The sequence below is a fragment of the Rhizobium sp. BK650 genome, assembly GCF_014195325.1.
GTDB lineage: Bacteria > Pseudomonadota > Alphaproteobacteria > Rhizobiales > Rhizobiaceae > Rhizobium.
This window is the reverse complement of sequence record NZ_JACIBK010000003.1, coordinates 81,151-98,096: the sequence shown is the minus strand read 5'-3', so window position 1 is coordinate 98,096 and position 16,946 is coordinate 81,151. Positions and strand designations below refer to the sequence as shown.

Below are 16,946 nucleotides of genomic sequence, written 5' to 3'. Positions count from 1 at the left end.
TGTGGCGCGCTATCTCACCTCTAAAAATGAAGGGCAACCAGCTTCCCGCGCTGCCGAAATACAGCAAGCCGGAGACAAGTCTTCCAATCTACCTACCGCAGCCCGGCCTCCGCAAGCGAAGACCTCAATATACTGTATCCACCCGGCGCCAGATGCAGTTTATCGACGACATAATTCGAGCATCCCTGCTTGGCAAAGCCGCATGTCAACGCATTCTCGTCAATCTTGACGAGCGTCACGCCGGACTTTCCAGCGAGCTCCCGTTCGATGCCCGCATTCGCTTCGAGGCGATCCTTGGCGCGGAAGGTGAAGCCCGATCCGCGCGGCAGGATGGGCACGACATAGATCTTGCTGTCGCTCCAACGGCTTCTCAGCTGATCGACGACAGCAGCGATGCCCTGCGAAACGCCGCAAGGGGCAAAAGAGCCGTCCCACAGGTTGTTGGTTCCGATGATAAGGACGATGTTTTTGGGCTGAATTGCCGGCGGCATTTCCTTCAGGCGCCAGAGGAGCTCCTGGATATGGTCGCCGAAGATGCCGAAGTTTCCGATGGTCGCGGCCCCGAAATCCCGATTGAGATCCGGCCCCCAGTTCTCCGCCAGCGAATCCCCGAAGATCGCCACATCGAGCGCGCCGGAGATTTTCTGCTGCTGCCGCGCCTTCATCAGCCGGACGGGAGACTGCTCGATGACTGGGGTTTGCGCCACAAGCGCCTGCACGGGATCACAGGCCGGGGCGGCATTCGCCTGCGGCGCAGCCAGGAGCAATAGTCCGGCGATCGCGCAAGGGAGCCACCGCATCACAAAGTCCGTCATTTCGAGCCTCTCTGCCAAAGCGTGACGGACGATCGGGATTCGCCGGCCACGCTTGTTGTTTTCCGCATGCCGTGAGCGCCAAACCACGGGCGCCCGTTTGCGCGACGCAGTTTAGCGTGGGGATTTTGCCCCGATTGTGATGGCGCCGATAAAAAGAACAATTCCGGCAAAAATACGAAGTGACTTTGAGACAGAAGCCCTATGAAAACAAAGAGATAGAGCTTCGGCCGGCCCGAGAAAAATGGAAACGCGCTAGAAAAGAAACCACAATAATACCGCCAGCAACAGCGCCGCAGCAATGAACTTGAGCACCGTGGCTGGAGACCGCGGAGGCTGCTGGCGCGCGGTGACATAGGGCTCGATGATATTCAGGAAGAAGATGTCCCGGTCTTCGGGCCGCGTGGAGACCAGCTGTTCGTATCGGGATATCGTGATGCCGCTGGCCTGGCCGCTGCCGCCATCGGCGTAGAGGATATCGAGCGTTCGCTCGCGCGCGTGGTACTTTACTTTCCGTACCTTCTTACACTCGAAGGAAGTCCAGGTCATTGTGGCGTCCAAATAGAATTATTCCCGATGTTAACGACTATTGCTCGCCTGCGGTATGCGACACTCAGGCAGGCACCATAGTTACCGATGACGCTTATCCTGACAAATTACCCATAATAGTTACTCCAGAGGAATTCTTTAGCTGTAATACTAACCCGCCATCCGTTTGTGGTATGTGACGATCGTTATATCTTTTGATGACAAGCCGGAGTAGGATGACAGGAAGATCAAGGTTCGTCTCCTGCCGACTTTGCAGCATCGGCAGGGTAAGTGAGAGCGGACACAGGAAAGCCGCTGGAACTTGCGGATTGCAACGACTGCAGAAAGCGCTGCTCAGGTGAGAAACTCACCTGCTTATGACACCAGATGAAACCACTGCATTACATCTTGATCCTGTTCGTTGCGCCGCCGCTCATTGCGCTTGCGGTGGGGATTTTCATAATCGTGTCGTCATTCCGCAATGAGCCGGCGGACCCGCGCCCGACAGGAACGATCGGCGTCAAAAAAGGCGGCAGGATCGGCGGCCCCCGCTATGTGCTTCCGCCGCCGCCATCAGACGGCAATTTTCAATAGGACTGCTGAAAGCCTGAGAGCCCCCGCTGTCAGCGCTGGTTCAGCGCGAGCCGGATCCTGCTGAAATTCTGCGCGTCCAGGTTGGCCTTCACATCGCATTGCTTCGTGCCGACGGCCACGGTCGCGATCTCGCCGACATTCCTGCTCAGCCAGATCGGTACCTCGCGGGAATAGGAGCGGCCTGGCAGCGCGCGCCAATTGGCATAGAAAATACCGATCTCCTCCCCGGCGCCATCGAGGAAACTTGCGACGATGCAGACCTGATCGTCATCATCAGGGTCTTCGTTTCGCAACGAGACGCGGGATATGACGGAATTGGCCTGCGGGTCCGTGCGGAATGAAAACGAGTAATATTGCGGCCGCTTCCAGTCCCATTTGCCCTCGACGAGTTTGCAATAGCCCTTCTCGAGATCGAGGCATTGCTGCGCCGGCTGAACGCGCCAGACATAGTTTACCCAGCCGTCCTCATTGGGAACCGGAGACCGGTCGCTGGTGAGAAGGCCTAGGGCAATGGAGAGCTGTTTGAGAGTCGGCATGCGAGATGCTGTCTAAATTTGCCGCGGCGCGCAAGGCATCCGCCTCGCGCTCCGGTCAAGATTTCCGCGCCAGCGGCGGCAGGGAAACGAAGGGGTTTTCGGAATCGTAGCTCATCTTCGGTCTGCTTCCCTTGCCGGCTTTACCGGTCTTCAGCAATCCCGGCGCAAGATGCCCGTCCGGGCCGAATAGATAAGCGCTTCCGGCGCAGAGATGGGCAAGCGCGCGATAGTCGAAATAGCGGAAGGTGCTGTCGGCGAGGAAGGCGGCCTCGTTATAGGCCTTGCCCTTGATGTCGGCAAAGCGGGTCTCGGTCATGAAGGCGTAGAGCGCCTTTTTGTCGAGCGCCGTCCCGCTGCAGAGAGTGGCGAGCGTATCGGCGAGCTTCACCACCCGCAATTTCTGCGCATCCGGATTGTCGAGCGGCTTCATCGCCTCGGCGACATAGTGGTTCGTTGCCGGATCGGCGGTCATGGATTTCTTCCAGAACGCCGGCATCTCCTCTGCTGCGGCCAAGCCTGCAGACACGATCATGAGACTTGCGGCCAACAGGCCGGATCTGAAACGACGAGCCAAGATATCCCCTCCGAGCACCCAGACTGGCTTCTATTCGCAACGCAACGGAAGTCAATTTCGGGCAGAAAAACTTTCTCGGCGACAAACATGCCGTCGCAGATAATGGCAACGGCGACGCCGGCTTCTCCCGAATGCCGTCCGCCGTCCCGCCGCATTCAGGAAAGCTGGTCGCGACGGCCGAGAATTGCCTTGAATGCCCCGAGGCGGCCGTCGGCGCCTTCGGCCGAGCGCGGATATGCATCGCGGATGTGGCGCGTATAATACCAGCCGGGCGAGCTCGCCGTGATCAGGTTTTCATACACGACCGGCGGGACATTGAAATAACGGCGATGTCCCTTGAGGCGGATCTCGATGTCGAGCACGCCGGTCGACGGGTCGTAGGCAACGGATTTCACGAGCTTTGACGAGAGTTCCATTGTGGCTCCTATGTTGCGTCGCACAAAGGAAACATTCCTGCCGATATAGTCAAGCATTTCTATGTCTTATCCTCAGCCAAGGCCGCTGCGCCTCCTCACATTTGCGTGCGCAAATGGCCGCTGCCTTGGCCGAAAAACAGGAAGCAAATGCGTTTCGGCGCCGGTAGATGCCCGGAAAATCTGGTAAGACTTCATCCCATAGCGGGAGTCAAAACGGAGGTGTCGATGACCGAAGACGGTTCTCTCCATACGTTCGCCATTGGCGATGTGCATGGCCGCGCCGACCTGCTCGGCGAGATGCTGACGGGTATCGCGGGCAAGGCGCGCCAGGAGGGAATCAGCCATCGGATCGTCTTCCTCGGCGATATCATGGACCGGGGGCCGGAGAGCCGCGCGGCGATGGATCTCGTCATCAGGACGTTGCGGGAGGTTCCCGGATCGAAACTGATCCGCGGCAACCACGACGCGATACCCCTTCGATTGCTTGGCGAGCCCGACCCGGCCACCCAGGTGAGCCTCGCCGCACACTGGATGGATCTCGGCGGCGGCGAGACGATGCTCTCCTACGGCCTCCCCATGGGAGCAGCCATCACCCCGGCCGAGATCCGGCGTAGGATGAACGAGGAGCACCTGGCCTGCCTGCGCGATGCGGAGCGCTATGTCGAACTCGACCGGCACATCCTCGTCCATGCCGGTCTCAAGCCCGGCATTCCCCTGAACGAGCAGGATTCTCATTCGCTGATGTGGATCCGCGGCGAGTTCCTCAACTCGCCGGAATCCTTCGGAAAAATGGTCGTCCACGGCCATACGATTACGGCAAGCGAACACGTCGAAATTTTCCCGAACCGGATCGCGATCGACACCGGCGCCTTCGCGACAAACACCCTGTCGGCCCTTCACATCAAGCCATCGGGAGATGTTGCCGTGCTGCAGGTGTCGGAGATTCATCCGGGCTCGTGCCGTTTTGGAGAGGGCAAGCCGGTGTACCTGACGCATGGCGATCCGGGTGCGGTGTATTAGAAGGAGGCGACTACGCGTCTCTGGCGGTGGCACGCGAGAGGAACTGCCGGTATCAAGTGGGGACGGACATGCCATCTGAACAGATGGAGCTGCTTCAAGGTCCTGTACGCCGTGACGCCGTGACGACGAGACGCGTTAACTCAGCGAGACAACCGTCGTCCGACATTAAGAGTTCGTGCGGCTTTTACCGAAGACCCTCATAGCAAAAGCTGCAATCGTATGCAGTACAACGGATGCAGCGGATGGCCGGCGAACTATCGGCGGCAGGCCAGCGTTCAGCCGCGAACGCGGTGTCAGATGAACGGTATCATGCATCGACCACCCGTCTGCCTCGCGAACTTTGATTAGGCCTAGCGCTTCTGCCTCTTTGACGACCTTATCCTCTGAGATGGCAATGCCAGAAAGTTCGCCCTTATTGGCGGCTGCCTTTTGCATCAGATCATCAACGCTGTGAAATTGCTGCTGTTCTTCGAACAGATGCTCAGTATCCATTTAACTCCGCCCCCGGAATATCAACCCAGAGGCAGCGGTATCAGGTTGTGATTTACACGTAAATCGTGCGGTGCAGCAGAGGTTGCAAAAGTCCGAAAAAGGTCAAACCGGCGAGTTGAGGCCGATCCCCCATCATCATCTGCTTCGTAACGAGGCTCAAGCACAGCAGTTGCAGCGACTTATCGGTTAAATCGCTGTGGCCGTGGAAACCAAGCTTTGCACGGCTAGCGCCTTTGCCGGCTTCGGCGAATGAGATTCACTAATATTGCGTAAAATCCGACCAAAGCCAAAGCAGTCGCAGAGCTACCAAAAATATCAGCAAAATACAGGCTTCCGAATATCGAGCTTCTGCTTCCAATTAACATCTCCAATAGAGCGCAACGTCCCGCGTTACAGCGCTCCGTCGGGCGAAAATAAATAAACAGGAAGTCAATTAAACCGAGGACAACAAGTATAAATAAGGTTTTCTTTGATATATCATTGATATCGAGATCCTTTATTAGAACTTTCTGGGGATTTGAACTTTGTATGTTGATAAAAATGAGCGATGAAACGAAGGCGACCGCAATGAGAAATTGATTCACGACGAGGACCAGACCGAAATTGCCCACAATCCACAGCTGAGACGCGAGCGGGACTAGTCCCACAAAAAACGCGAACGTTGATACCACTACTTTTGTGTTGACGCTCTGACGGGACAAAATTGCGGCGGCGAGCACGTATCCCGCCCACAAGGTCGCGATGATTGGAAGTGGGCCTATGGTCCAAGGTGCACTGGATAAAAACATGTTCCTATCCGCTCGGCGATGCTGCTCAATTCTTTGACTTGCCTTGGAAGAAAACTCAATTCGCAGCGCGTTGCTGGGTCCGCATGGGGTTGATTGCTGCTATAGTACTACCATCCCATCATCATCTCATGGGACTCCACATCGTAAATACGCAGTTCCGTCCGGCATCTGCCGGAAGCTTTGGGCTTGCGACACCCCTCACCTCAGATGACTCATTCACCGCGCAGACGCGCGGTGGCTGGATCTCTGTGACAAGCACAGAGATGAGGGTGGAGAGGGCCGCACGCCGGTGCTCTCGCCGATAGCATCCCCTCCTGCCTCATCCCCTCGCCTACAACTTGCACCCCTTCGACAACGCCGCGCTCTCCATCGCAGAAACCTTGCCCTTCGACACCGCGACCTCGCCTTCCTTATCCCCGCCGGCAACACTGCCGATCGGCACTCCCACCAGGAACACACCGAAGGCGTCGCCGTTGGCGGCGGAGATCTGCTGCTTCGACAGGTCGTCGAGCTTCTTCTTTTCGGTCGTGTGGAGCTGCGCAAGCTGCGGACAGCTGAGATTGGTATAGGCCTGCATCGGGATGTCGGCCTGGACGATGGCGTCAGGTCTTTTCGCGCAAGCGGTAAGCGCTGCGGCAAGAGCCGCGGCGAGGATGAGTTTTTTCATGATGTAACCCCAGTTGGCAGGCGTTCTCTAGCATTGCTGCGCGCCCCGCGCGAGTAATGCGCAAGAACAACCACAGAAGAATCTTGTATCAGGCCCTGACCCCGTCGGCCTTATCGGATAGCCCGTCCCACATGAGCGCCTCGCAAGCATGGCTTGTGCAGCTCCTCAAAAAGCAGTTAGCTGCGGGAATTGGCGACACCCGTTCCTGCGCGGCTGGAGGAGCCCTGATAGTCAGGGCAAATGGCTGGCGCTGAATGCGTCCGCCTTTCGAGGGAAAGCGCGTGCACTGGTCCAAACCTCTGAGGGTGCATCTCGGCGTGCTGGTCGTAGCATCGCTGCTCTGCACGTCGACGCCAATCATCTGGATGGCGTTCCGGCATGGAAGCGATGCCGCGGTGCAGGCCGGCGCCCGGCAGATGCGCGAGATGAGCCAGCTGCTGATCGAGGGATATCGCAATACGCTGCAGGGCGGGGTGGAAGCGGTGGCCTTCGCCTCCGCCCTGCCGCAGATCTCGACGCCGCCTCCGCAGGATATGAAGGCAAAACAGGAATTCTTCCGGGAAGTCCTGCACAACGTGCCTGATGCCACGAGCGTCTATGCCGGCTACCCCGACGGCTCCTATCTGCAGTTCATCAACACCGAAAGGCAGGATGTCAGGCGCATCCTCGCAGCGCCCGACGGCACGGCTTTTGCCATCCGCACGATCGCCAAAAGAGACAGCGCCGATCCCATATCGATGTTCGAGTTTCTCGACAGCAAGGCGAACCTGATCGAGAAACGCTCTGTTGAATATTCCTCCTTCGATCCGCGCCAGCGCCCCTGGTACCAGGCGGCCGTCCAGGATGGCATGCCGGTTTCCGTCGGCCCCTATATTACCAGCACGCTCAAGGTTCCGACGCTGACGATCGCCGCACCGATGAAGGACAATGCCCAGGTGATCGTCGGCATCAACATTCATCTGGAGACCGTCAGCCGTCTTCTCGATGCGCGCTCGATCTCGCCGCGCGCCCGCAGCTATATCGTCGATGCCGGCGGCGATCTTGTCGCCCATTCCGACCCCGATATCATGAACAGGATCATCGACATCTGGTCGAGACGTGCCGGTGCCATGGAGGCGACGGCCAACGGCTTCGACACGAGCCTTCAAACCGTGAACGGGCTCAGGCAGGATCCGGCCTTCGCCAATGGCGGGCTTGCCCGTATCTCGCTCGATGGCGAGACCCATCTCGTGCAGGTCGCCCCTGTTAGCGTCGACGGCCTGTTCAAGGGAAGTGCGGCGGCCATCATCGTGCCAATGGAGGATCTGGTGGCGGAAGCCAACCGGCTGCTCGTGCGCAACCTGCTGGTTGCGAGCGGCTTCCTGGTCGCAGGCGTCGTCGCGTCGGTGACGCTGTCGCGCATGGTCAGCCGCTCTCTCAATCGGCTTGCGGATGAGGCTCGCCGCATCGGCGACCTCGACTTCGGCGGCAAGCCCGTGACGCATTCCTGGATCACCGAGATCAATACGCTGGGGACCGCGCTTGCGGCCAGCCGGCACGCCATCAGCCAGTTTGCCCTCTATGTGCCGCGCGAAGTCGTAAGGCGCATCGTTAATCCCGAGGGAAGAACGGTCTTCAGGGGCATACGGCAGGATGTGACCGTGCTCTTCACCGATATCAGGGATTTCACCAGCATATCAGAGCAGCATTCGCCCGAAGAAGTGGTCGATACGCTGTCAGCCTATTTCGAACTCCTGAACACAACAGCCGAACGCCATGGCGGCACCGTCGTGCAATATCTCGGCGACTCCATCTTCGTCATGTGGAATGCCCCCGTCGAGGATGCTGATCATGCCGAGCACGGCTGCCGCTGCGCGCTCGCGATGAAAGGGGCGGTCGACGAACTGAACGCGGAAAACAGGCAGAATGGCCGCCCCGAACTCGTCACCCGCTTCGGCCTCCACACCGGCCCCGCCGTCGTCGGCAGCTTCGGCGCGATTTCGCGCCAGCAGTACACGGCCATGGGCGACACGATCAACGTCGCCTCGCGGCTGGAGGGATTGAACAAGGATTACGACACCTCGATCCTCGTCAGCGCCGCCATCCGCGAGGCGGTCGGCGACTGTTTCGAAATGCGTTCGCTGGGTCTGGTGCAGCTCAAGGGGCGTGCTGAGAAGGTGGATCTATGGGAGCTGGTTGGGGAGAGCAATTCAAGCCAAAGCGCATAGCGGTGCCACGAGAAAGCGGGCGTTTCCGTTGCCGATACCCAATCTTTACCGAGACACGGCATCCTCCACCCCATTTGGAGGATCGGATGCGCGACGGTTACAGGACTTCCCAGATCGCCCTTCACTGGCTGATCGCCGGGCTGCTGCCCGTGCAATACCTGACGGGAGGCAGCATCGAGCGGATCCACCATGCGGTGCACCTGGGCATGCAGCCCTCGTCTTTCGATGTCTTTCAGCACCTGGTCCACAATTATACGGGCATGGCGATCGGGGCCTTCATGGGCTTACGGCTCCTGCTGAGGATCATGCGCCCGCCCTCACCGCCAGCATCGCCGGCGGCCTCGGAGCTGCCGGCAAAGGCCCTCCACTTCGGCTTCTATGCCGTCATCATCGCCCAGGCCACGCTTGGCTTCGTCGCCAGCTACCTGACCTTCTCGGTAGCACCGCTCCATGTCGTCGGCTCGTATATCATCCTGGCGATGGTCGCCCTCCACTTCGCCGCTGCAGCCTGGCATACGCTGATCAGGCGGGACGCAACACTCGACCGGATGATCCTGCCGCGCAACGACCAGACCGCGGCTTGAAGCGCCGACACGGAGAAAACCGCAATCGGGCGCGATAAGGATATTGACCTTCCAGTAGGGGGAAGCTCTAGACGCAGATCCGAACGGCCTCCTGGGGATCACGAATCATAGGAAGGCCTGTAGAGGATAGTGAAGCGGAGCGGCCCGATGGCAGCTCCGGAGTTATGGGCGAAATGTATCTGAACGCGCTGGGCAGACTGCTCCTTTTCGTGCGGCTGGTGATCATCGTATCGCTGGCGGGATACACGCTGTCCAATGCCAATGCCGCCATGCACGGTTCGGCTTTCCCCGATCTGCAGCCGCCGGCAATATCGGCAGGCGGGCACGATCACCACGCCATGTCAGGCGAGGATCATGCCGCCTCGGGCGATCACGGCGTCGTCCAGAATGCCTCCATCGAGCATGATCACGGCTCGACGCCAAGCGACGACGAACAGCTTTCCAAGCAGCAATGCTGCAAGGATTTCTGCGGCGGCTTCGGCATCGTCGGGCAAGTGCACGAGATCGGCGGACCGATCATCTCTTCGATCCGCCATTTCGCCGACGATCAGAGCATCCTCGGCGAACTGCCACCCCTTCATCGCCCGCCCAAGATCTGAATAGCGACTCCCCGCACCTGCGGGTCCGAAGGCATGCCGTGGTGAAACCGCGCCTGCCCGTGAATGTCTATTATTCGGATTTTTAAGATGAAACCTTCCATATTGCTGGTGGGGCTGCCGCTTGTTGCGGGCGGCTGCGCATCCACGCTACCTCCAGATGTCATTGCACCCGTGGATATCGGGCAGGCCTATTCCGTCCGGCCGCTCCGGTATCGTTCGCCCGTCTCGGGATTTGTCGCCCGCCAGCCGGTCGATCCCAAGCCCTGGGGGCAGCAGAACGAAGAGCAGTCTCCGCAAAAGGGAGACGCTTCATGAGCATAATCAAAAAGCTTCCTGCCCTCACAGCCCTGCCCCTCGTCCTTGCAGGCTGCGTCAGCAGTGCCGAATATGCGGCGAAAGAGGCAGGCTTCACGACCGTCTCCGCCAAGGTCGGCGGTGCCGCCTCCAAACAGACCGTCTGGGTACAGAACCGGCAGGAAGCCGAAGTGGCCTCCGCCAAGGTGAAAGCGCTCCTTGCCGGCAGGAAGACGCTGGACGCGGAAACGGCCGTCCAGATCGCCCTCATCAACAACAAGGGCCTGCAGGCCGCCTATGCCGATCTTGGCGAAAGTGCCGCCGACGCATGGCAATCGACCATGCTCTTGAACCCGACGGCCTCCATCGGCTTCTCCGGCATCGGCACGCCGGAACTGGGAGCGTTCAAGACGATCGAAGGCGCGATCACCACCAATCTCCTGGCGCTGATGACCAAGAAGCGCGATATCGAGATTGCCGATACGCGTTTCCGCCAGGCCCAGCTGAATGCTGCGGTCCGCACGCTGCAGCTCGCGGCCGACACGCGCCGCGCCTGGACCAACGCCGTCGCCGCCTGGGAGAATGTGACCCAGCTCCAGCGGGCCCAGGCGGCCGCCGATGCAGCCTCCGAGCTTGCCGAGAAGCTTGGCGAGACCGGGGCGATGACCAAGGGCGCGCAGGCCCGCGAGCATGTCTTCGCAGCCGAACTCGCCGGTGAAACCGCCAAGGCCCGCCTGGCCGCCCGCCTGGCAAAGGAAGAGCTGACAAGGCAGATGGGCCTCTGGGGGCCGGATACTGAATTCCAGGTGCCGAACAGCCTGCCGCCCCTGCCGAAGGCGCTGATGAAGCGCGATACGATCGAGGCGGAAGCGCTCGGCAACCGCATCGATCTCCAGGTCGCCAGGCTCGAACTGGAAGCCACCGCGCGCTCCTATGGCCTGACGGAAGCGACCCGCTACGTCACCGATCTCCAGATCCTCGCCGGAGCCGAGTCCGAGAGGGAGGTTGGGGAAGACGGCGACAAGAAATGGGAGACGACGGCGACCGGAGAGCTGGAATTTTCAATCCCGATCTTCGACACCGGCAAGGCCCGCATGCGCAAGGCCGAGCTCGGCTACATTCGTGCGGCCAATCAGTTGGCGGAGAAGGCCGTCAACGTCCGCTCGGAAGCGCGGTCGGCCTATGAGGCCTATCGGTCGAACTACGACATCGCCCGCCATTACCGCAACAATGTCGTTCCGCTGCGCACCAAGGTCGAGGAGGAATCCCTCCTCTCCTACAACGGCATGATCACCAACACCTTCGAGCTACTCACCGACACGCGCGACAAGATCAACTCCATCCTGCTCTCCGTCAACGCCAAGCGGGACTTCTGGCTCGCCGACGTCAGCCTCGCGCCCGCCGTCTATGGCGGCGGTACCTCTGCGGCATCGGCCGGGACCGAGGCCGCTTCGTCGTCCGAGAACGGCGGCGGTCATTGAAAAAGGATTTTCACATGTTCAACAGAAGACAACTCTTCGGCGCCGGTGCCGCCCTGATGGCGGCCGGAGCCTGGACGAAGACCTCGGCAATGGGCTTGCCGGACGCACCAACCATGGAATCGGCCGACATGCAGCCGCCCCTGCATCCGACCTCCGGGCCTGACTATCAGCCGGTCGTGACGCTGAATGGCTGGACGCTCCCACATCGGATGAACAACGGCGTCAAGGAATTCCACCTCGTCGCGGAACCGGTGGAGCGCGAGATGGCCGACGGCATGACTGCTTACCTCTGGGGCTATAACGGACAGTCGCCGGGGCCGACGATCGAGGCTGTCGAAGGCGACCGCGTCCGCATCTTCGTCACCAACAAGCTGCCGGAACATACGACCATCCACTGGCACGGCATGATCCTGCCTTCGGGCATGGACGGCGTCGGCGGTCTGTCGCAGCCTCACATTCCCGTCGGCAAGACCTTCGTCTACGAGTTCGACCTCGTGAAGTCGGGCACCTTCATGTACCACCCGCATTCCGACGAGATGGTGCAGATGGCGATGGGCATGATGGGCTTTTTCGTCATTCATCCCAAAGACCCCAAATTCATGCGCGTCGACCGCGACTTCGTCTTCCTGCTCAACGCCTATGACATCGATCCCGGCTCATACGTGCCGCGGATCATGGAAATGACCGACTTCAACATGTGGTGCTGGAACAGCCGGGTCTTTCCCGGCATCAGCCCGCTGGTGGTCTCGAAAAACGATCGTGTCCGGGTGCGGGTCGGCAACCTCACCATGACCAACCACCCCGTCCACATGCATGGCTATGATTTCGAAGTCACCTGCACGGATGGCGGATGGGTGCGGCCGGAAGCCCGCTGGCCGGAGGTCAGCATCGACATTCCCGTCGGCGCCATGCGGGCCTACGAGTTCGACGCCAAATATCTCGGCGACTGGGCGATCCATTGTCACAAGTCGCATCACACGATGAATGCGATGGGCCACGACATCCCGACCTTCATCGGGGCCGATAAGTCGAAGCTCGCCGAAAAAATCCGCAAGCTTCAACCTGATTACATGCCGATGGGAACCAAAGGCATGGCCGATATGGGCGAAATGGAAATGCCCATTCCCGAGAACACCGTGCCCATGATGACCGGCTGGGGTCCGCACGGCCCCATCGAAATGGGCGGCATGTTCTCCGTCGTGAAAGTCCGCGAAGGCATTTCGGCGGACGATTACGCCGATCCGGGCTGGTACGAAAACCCGCCCGGCACCCAGGCCTGGGAGTGGACCGGCGACCTGCCGGACGCGACCAAGGCCAAGGACGCAAACACCACCATCACGCCGAAGTCGATGCAGCACGGCTGATGCAAATCCCCAGCAACCAAAGGACTTGAAATGAAAATTCATACTCTCGCACTGGCTCTTGCGGCCATCGCCGGCCCAGCGCTTGCTTCCGGCAACCATGCCGGCGGGCACGGTGAAAAAATGGCGGTCGGCGAGCCCGGCGACAAGTCGAAGGTCACCCAGACCATTCGCGTCAGCATGAAGGAAACCGAGGACGGCAAGATGCTGTTCCAGCCCGCCATGATCAAGGTTCGCAAGGACCAGACGGTCAAGATCTCCATCAAGAATGCCGGGCAAAGCGACCACGAATTCGTGCTCGACCAGGAAGACAAGATCCTGGAGCACAAGAAGGTCATGGAGAAATTCCCCGAGATGGAACATGCCGATGCGAACTCGCTCCGCCTGACGGCCGGCCAGTCCGGCGAGATCGTCTGGAAGTTCACCACCGGCGGCGAATTCCAGTTCGCCTGCCTGATCCCCGGCCACTACGAGGCCGGCATGCACGGCGACGTCAGCGTCGCTGCCGAATGACACATCCCGAAAGGAGACCGAAAATGAAAACTGCAATCAAGATCACCCTCGCCTTCCTGCTCTCTGTCGGCACTGCTGCAGGCGCAATCGCACAGGAATACACCAGGGGCATCGTCGAGAAGGTCGATGCCAAGGCGCAAAAGGTCACCATCAAGCACGAAGACCTGGAGAATCTCGACATGCCCGCCATGACGATGGTGTTCCGCGTCAAGGATGCCGCGATGCTCGGGAAGCTGAAGGCAGGCCAGAACATCGAGTTCGTCGCCGACCGCGTCGAAGGCAAGCTGACCGTGGTTGAGGTCAAGTAGGCCGGTCAGGCCCGGGTCTGTCGCGGACCCGGGCCACCCCGATGCAGAGAAATGGCATAAAAGGAACGTCATTCCGACAGGTTGGTTACCTGCCTCAATAAAGGTCGCCTAAGAAGGTTGCATATTTTCTTTCAGAACTGAGCGAACAGCTTCAGTAAACCCCATCGAAATGCCCCCATTTCTGCTTGCTGCCGGCGCCGCGATGACTCACGATCGCTTGAAACTGCAGCCGTTTCGGATGAGAGAGCAATAAGCCAGTTATACGCCGAGCCTCTCCCACCACCCGTGTTCGAGCGGGCTTCGCTAAGCACTGGAAATACGAAAAAGCCGCCAAGGGGTGTTGGCGGCTGATGAGGAGAAAGAGTTGAAAAGGGCGCTCGAGCTCGGGACAATAAGACACCCTTTTCATGCTGACTCTGGAGTCATCAGCTCAATAGAAATTAGCGGGCCGATCACCGCCTTCAATCGGACTAAAGTCCCACCCTTACGGCGGAAATTCGGTAGCAGTTGCCGCTCCTTGCGTCGAGCGCCCATGCGCGAGCGAACGAAGAATTGCTTGGAGCCGATACATGACTTGCTTGCGGTTTTTCCTCTGCCTATCATGATCAATGAAAATATCGGAGCGTTGATTGAGGAAGCCTCAACTAGACGGATTGCGATCTATTGCCCTGTTGTCGGTTTTCTACTCTCATTTCTGGGAGGAAAGTTCGGACTTAGGACATGTTGGCGTCCGGCTATTCTTCGTGTTGAGCGGTTTTCTAATCACAAATATCCTCCTGGAAGCCAGAAGCGGCGACGAAAACGCGGCAGCGACCATTGCTAGATTCTTTATTCGAAGAGCTGCAAGAATATGGCCGCCGTACTTCTTCATGCTCGGATGTTTCGTACTCCTGGCACACTGGCTGCATTTCAAGATGATGCGTGAATCGTTGCCGTGGCACGCATTGTTCCTCTCGAATTTCTGGTATGCACTACACGGCCCCGAGCCCTGGCCGCTGCAGCACCTTTGGACACTCGCTGTCGAAGAACAATTCTATCTGATGTGGCCCTTCGTGATCTTGGCGTTGCCTTCGCGCCATTTTCTGAAATTTTCCGGCGCACTTATTTCCTGCACGCTGCTCTATCGAATATTCGCGTTTGCCCTTGGCAAGGTCGAGATAGCCAATGCGCTGCCTTTCGATTCGATCGATGCCTTGGCGGCCGGCGCCAGTCTCTCATTCCTCTCCGAAAAAAGGTGGAGTCCTCCGCGGCGGCTTGTCTGGTTGTCCGTGGCGGTCGGTATATCTGGATTGATCATATTAACCGGCTTTGACCTCGGCGACTTCGTTGAATGGGTAATCCTGGAAGCAGCGCTGTTGTTGCCACTGGTCGCGCTGGTCGTCTTCGCCTCAAAAGGCCTGCTCCCGAAGATTTTGGAAAATAAGTTCGTAAGCGGCCTCGGCCGTATCAGCTACGGCGCTTATCTCTACCATCTTCCGATTTGGGCCGTCCTTTTGAAATTGAGTGATGATATCGGCTTCAGCTTCTCGCGCGGCCTTTTCACGATGGTAACCGTTGGATCGCTGTCCGTGCTATTTGCCTGGGCGTCGTGGATGTTGCTTGAGCGCCACGCGATATCATGGTCGAACCGGTGGAAGGGTCAGTCTGCACCTGCGTAGAACAGTTAAGGGTAACGCCCATCGCTCCCTGCCCGCCTGCGAAAACACGCGAACTCACACGACATCGAACCGCAGCCCTCACGACAATGCAAATATCCGCACCTCGCGCCCGATGCCATGAAGCTCCTCCATCCGCGACACAGAGCTGATGCCGCCGTCGCGCAGGATCTCCGAGACCTGCTCGTTGTCGACCACGGCCTCGGTCGTCAGGATCACATGCGGTTCGGCGAGCTCCTGCACGCGTGAGGCGATGTTGACGGTTTGGCCGAAATAGTCCTGCCGGTCGTTCATGTTCACGGCAAGGCACGGTCCTTCATGGATGCCGATCTTCAGGAGAAGATCCTCGCTGCCGCGTTCGGCGTTCAGCCGCAGCATGGCTTCGCGCATCCTGAGTGCGGCCGCCACCGCCCGGTCCGGACTCGGGAAGGTCGCCATCACGGCGTCGCCGATGGTTTTCACGACTGCGCCGGCTTCGCCCGCGACGATCTCGTGCAGAACCCTAAAATGCGTGCGCACCAGATCGAAGGCCGAGAGATCGCCGACACGTTCGTAAAGCGCAGTCGAGCCGCGCAAGTCGGTGAAAAGGAAGGTCAGGCTGGTGATCTTCAGGCGCTGATCGACATCGAGCGTATCGGTCCGGTAGATGTCGCGAAAACTCTGGTTCGTCAGGAGCCGCTTGGCCGTCAGGAAGGGTCGCCTGTGGCCCAATATGTCGTGCAGCTCGTCTCCCGCGACGCAGACATTCGGCAGCACCCTGCGATCGGTGTGGTTTTCCAGCGTCAGCCGCAGCGGGCCCGGCCGCAGGACAAGCGTTTCGTTCGGCGCATGCCCGTTGCTGAGGACCATCGACAGAGTTTGCCGTTCGTCGGTCGGTTCGCCCTGCACGTCGATGAACTGGGCGGAATGCGTCACCGCATCGAAGATAATGACGAACGCCGCCGGCAGCTGCAGCGAGACGAGAGCCCTCTCGCCCGGCTCCAGCTCGACCTCCTCCAGAAGGACGTGTGCGAATCTTTCTTCGAGATTGTCGGGCAGGTCGACGCCGGTGCTGAAAAAGATCTGCCGGTAATATTCGAGCGAAGGCAGCCGGTCGGGATCGTGGGCAGCGATCCTGCGCACCCGCGGGCTGACCGTGAAGGTCACCTCGACCATCTCGTCGAGGGTCGGCTCGTAGCCGGCAGCGCAGAGCGCGCAGTGATAGCAGTCCCGGTCGACGGTTTTCAGCGTCGCGCCACTGTCGAGCACGCCGCCGCATCCGGGGCAAAGCACGTTCCAGGTCATCTCGAAAGCCCCCATGCGGGCGGCATGGAGGAAGGCCGCGATCACCTTCTCTTCATCGAGACGATGTGCCGCGGCAAAGGCCAGCGCGTTGATGCGATTGAGATCGCGATCGGCGCCACGCCTGACGACGTTTTCGATACAGTCGGCCGTCTCAGGATCGGCCGCCTGTCGCAAGGCTGCAAAAAGCACGTCCATTTCACTCATCGGACAAGCCTCTGTGGGCGAAACTCCAC

19 protein-coding genes are annotated in these 16,946 nt (G+C 59.4%); 10 read left to right on the top strand and 9 right to left on the bottom strand.

The genetic code is table 11. The annotated features are described in order from the left end of the window. Positions 1-92: 92 nt before the first annotated feature. From FHX15_RS08630 to FHX15_RS08610, 5 genes are all read right to left on the bottom strand, one after another. Entirely contained in the window at positions 93-815 is a 723-nt protein-coding gene (locus tag FHX15_RS08630) for a GDSL-type esterase/lipase family protein (RefSeq protein ID WP_184395550.1), read from the bottom strand. Between the two features lie 252 nt (positions 816-1,067). After that, on the bottom strand, positions 1,068-1,361 hold the full coding sequence (locus tag FHX15_RS08625) for a hypothetical protein (protein ID WP_184395547.1): 294 nt from the start codon (positions 1,359-1,361) through the stop codon (positions 1,068-1,070). Between the two features lie 602 nt (positions 1,362-1,963). Next, positions 1,964-2,470, bottom strand: coding sequence for a hypothetical protein (locus FHX15_RS08620; RefSeq protein ID WP_184395544.1), 507 nt, complete (start codon positions 2,468-2,470; stop codon positions 1,964-1,966). Positions 2,471-2,525: 55 nt separating this feature from the next. Further along, positions 2,526-3,044, bottom strand: coding sequence for a hypothetical protein (locus FHX15_RS08615; protein ID WP_246778899.1), 519 nt, complete (start codon positions 3,042-3,044; stop codon positions 2,526-2,528). 155 nt (positions 3,045-3,199) lie between these two features. Beyond that, positions 3,200-3,460 (bottom strand): KTSC domain-containing protein, encoded by a 261-nt coding sequence (locus tag FHX15_RS08610; RefSeq protein ID WP_184395541.1) that lies wholly within the window; start codon positions 3,458-3,460, stop codon positions 3,200-3,202. A gap of 147 nt (positions 3,461-3,607) precedes the next feature. On the opposite strand from FHX15_RS08610, the gene FHX15_RS08605 reads away from it, so the two are divergent. Continuing rightward, complete coding sequence (locus FHX15_RS08605; protein ID WP_246778898.1) at positions 3,608-4,480, top strand: metallophosphoesterase; 873 nt, start codon at positions 3,608-3,610, stop codon at positions 4,478-4,480. A 165-nt stretch (positions 4,481-4,645) separates the two neighbouring features. On the opposite strand, the gene FHX15_RS08600 is transcribed toward FHX15_RS08605, so the two are convergent. The 3 genes from FHX15_RS08600 to FHX15_RS08590 form a co-directional block, all read right to left on the bottom strand. Then, positions 4,646-4,972, bottom strand: coding sequence for a hypothetical protein (locus tag FHX15_RS08600; protein WP_184395537.1), 327 nt, complete (start codon positions 4,970-4,972; stop codon positions 4,646-4,648). 224 nt (positions 4,973-5,196) lie between these two features. Further along, positions 5,197-5,760: a hypothetical protein gene (locus FHX15_RS08595; protein WP_184395535.1), complete on the bottom strand. Its 564-nt coding sequence runs from the start codon at positions 5,758-5,760 to the stop codon at positions 5,197-5,199. Between the two features lie 331 nt (positions 5,761-6,091). Further along, positions 6,092-6,427 carry a hypothetical protein gene (locus FHX15_RS08590; protein WP_184395533.1) on the bottom strand — a complete coding sequence of 112 codons (336 nt, stop codon included), beginning with the start codon at positions 6,425-6,427 and terminating at the stop codon, positions 6,092-6,094. Positions 6,428-6,708: 281 nt separating this feature from the next. On the opposite strand from FHX15_RS08590, the gene FHX15_RS08585 reads away from it, so the two are divergent. The 9 genes from FHX15_RS08585 to FHX15_RS08545 all read left to right on the top strand — a co-directional run bounded on the left by FHX15_RS08585 (position 6,709) and on the right by FHX15_RS08545 (position 15,432). Then, positions 6,709-8,634 (top strand): adenylate/guanylate cyclase domain-containing protein, encoded by a 1,926-nt coding sequence (locus FHX15_RS08585; RefSeq protein WP_184395532.1) that lies wholly within the window; start codon positions 6,709-6,711, stop codon positions 8,632-8,634. Between the two features lie 86 nt (positions 8,635-8,720). Beyond that, a complete protein-coding gene (locus FHX15_RS08580; RefSeq protein ID WP_184395530.1) occupies positions 8,721-9,218 on the top strand; it encodes a cytochrome b in 498 nt (165 codons plus the stop codon). 173 nt (positions 9,219-9,391) lie between these two features. Beyond that, entirely contained in the window at positions 9,392-9,817 is a 426-nt protein-coding gene (locus tag FHX15_RS08575; protein ID WP_184395528.1) for a hypothetical protein, read from the top strand. 87 nt (positions 9,818-9,904) lie between these two features. Next, positions 9,905-10,132, top strand: coding sequence for a hypothetical protein (locus FHX15_RS08570; protein WP_184395526.1), 228 nt, complete (start codon positions 9,905-9,907; stop codon positions 10,130-10,132). Further along, positions 10,129-11,592: a TolC family protein gene (locus FHX15_RS08565; RefSeq protein ID WP_184395524.1), complete on the top strand. Its 1,464-nt coding sequence runs from the start codon at positions 10,129-10,131 to the stop codon at positions 11,590-11,592. Before FHX15_RS08570 ends, FHX15_RS08565 begins: the two co-directional genes overlap by 4 nt. Positions 11,593-11,606: 14 nt before the next feature. Continuing rightward, complete coding sequence (locus FHX15_RS08560) at positions 11,607-12,956, top strand: multicopper oxidase family protein (protein ID WP_184395517.1); 1,350 nt, start codon at positions 11,607-11,609, stop codon at positions 12,954-12,956. A 30-nt stretch (positions 12,957-12,986) separates the two neighbouring features. Beyond that, a complete protein-coding gene (locus FHX15_RS08555) occupies positions 12,987-13,466 on the top strand; it encodes a plastocyanin/azurin family copper-binding protein (RefSeq protein WP_184395515.1) in 480 nt (159 codons plus the stop codon). A 23-nt stretch (positions 13,467-13,489) separates the two neighbouring features. Further along, entirely contained in the window at positions 13,490-13,774 is a 285-nt protein-coding gene (locus tag FHX15_RS08550; RefSeq protein WP_184395514.1) for a copper-binding protein, read from the top strand. Positions 13,775-14,403: 629 nt separating this feature from the next. Then, the gene (locus tag FHX15_RS08545; RefSeq protein WP_184395512.1) at positions 14,404-15,432 is read left to right on the top strand and encodes an acyltransferase; all 1,029 of its coding nucleotides are present in this window, start codon (positions 14,404-14,406) and stop codon (positions 15,430-15,432) included. 78 nt (positions 15,433-15,510) lie between these two features. Here FHX15_RS08545 and FHX15_RS08540 read toward each other — a convergent pair whose 3' ends face one another. Continuing rightward, a complete protein-coding gene (locus FHX15_RS08540; RefSeq protein WP_184395510.1) occupies positions 15,511-16,917 on the bottom strand; it encodes an adenylate/guanylate cyclase domain-containing protein in 1,407 nt (468 codons plus the stop codon). Between the last annotated feature and the right edge of the window lie 29 nt (positions 16,918-16,946).

What these genes read in the sequence shown, in the direction of transcription:
- FHX15_RS08630 (WP_184395550.1), bottom strand. Translation starts at nt 815, where the DNA reads ATGACGGACTTTGTGATGCGGTGGCTCCCTTGCGCGATCGCCGGACTA.
- FHX15_RS08625 (WP_184395547.1), bottom strand. Translation starts at nt 1,361, where the DNA reads ATGACCTGGACTTCCTTCGAGTGTAAGAAGGTACGGAAAGTAAAGTAC.
- FHX15_RS08620 (WP_184395544.1), bottom strand. Translation starts at nt 2,470, where the DNA reads ATGCCGACTCTCAAACAGCTCTCCATTGCCCTAGGCCTTCTCACCAGC.
- FHX15_RS08610 (WP_184395541.1), bottom strand. Translation starts at nt 3,460, where the DNA reads ATGGAACTCTCGTCAAAGCTCGTGAAATCCGTTGCCTACGACCCGTCG.
- FHX15_RS08605 (WP_246778898.1), top strand. Translation starts at nt 3,608, where the DNA reads ATGCGTTTCGGCGCCGGTAGATGCCCGGAAAATCTGGTAAGACTTCAT.
- FHX15_RS08600 (WP_184395537.1), bottom strand. Translation starts at nt 4,972, where the DNA reads ATGGATACTGAGCATCTGTTCGAAGAACAGCAGCAATTTCACAGCGTT.
- FHX15_RS08595 (WP_184395535.1), bottom strand. Translation starts at nt 5,760, where the DNA reads ATGTTTTTATCCAGTGCACCTTGGACCATAGGCCCACTTCCAATCATC.
- FHX15_RS08590 (WP_184395533.1), bottom strand. Translation starts at nt 6,427, where the DNA reads ATGAAAAAACTCATCCTCGCCGCGGCTCTTGCCGCAGCGCTTACCGCT.
- FHX15_RS08580 (WP_184395530.1), top strand. Translation starts at nt 8,721, where the DNA reads ATGCGCGACGGTTACAGGACTTCCCAGATCGCCCTTCACTGGCTGATC.
- FHX15_RS08575 (WP_184395528.1), top strand. Translation starts at nt 9,392, where the DNA reads ATGTATCTGAACGCGCTGGGCAGACTGCTCCTTTTCGTGCGGCTGGTG.
- FHX15_RS08570 (WP_184395526.1), top strand. Translation starts at nt 9,905, where the DNA reads ATGAAACCTTCCATATTGCTGGTGGGGCTGCCGCTTGTTGCGGGCGGC.
- FHX15_RS08565 (WP_184395524.1), top strand. Translation starts at nt 10,129, where the DNA reads ATGAGCATAATCAAAAAGCTTCCTGCCCTCACAGCCCTGCCCCTCGTC.
- FHX15_RS08560 (WP_184395517.1), top strand. Translation starts at nt 11,607, where the DNA reads ATGTTCAACAGAAGACAACTCTTCGGCGCCGGTGCCGCCCTGATGGCG.
- FHX15_RS08555 (WP_184395515.1), top strand. Translation starts at nt 12,987, where the DNA reads ATGAAAATTCATACTCTCGCACTGGCTCTTGCGGCCATCGCCGGCCCA.
- FHX15_RS08550 (WP_184395514.1), top strand. Translation starts at nt 13,490, where the DNA reads ATGAAAACTGCAATCAAGATCACCCTCGCCTTCCTGCTCTCTGTCGGC.
- FHX15_RS08540 (WP_184395510.1), bottom strand. Translation starts at nt 16,917, where the DNA reads ATGAGTGAAATGGACGTGCTTTTTGCAGCCTTGCGACAGGCGGCCGAT.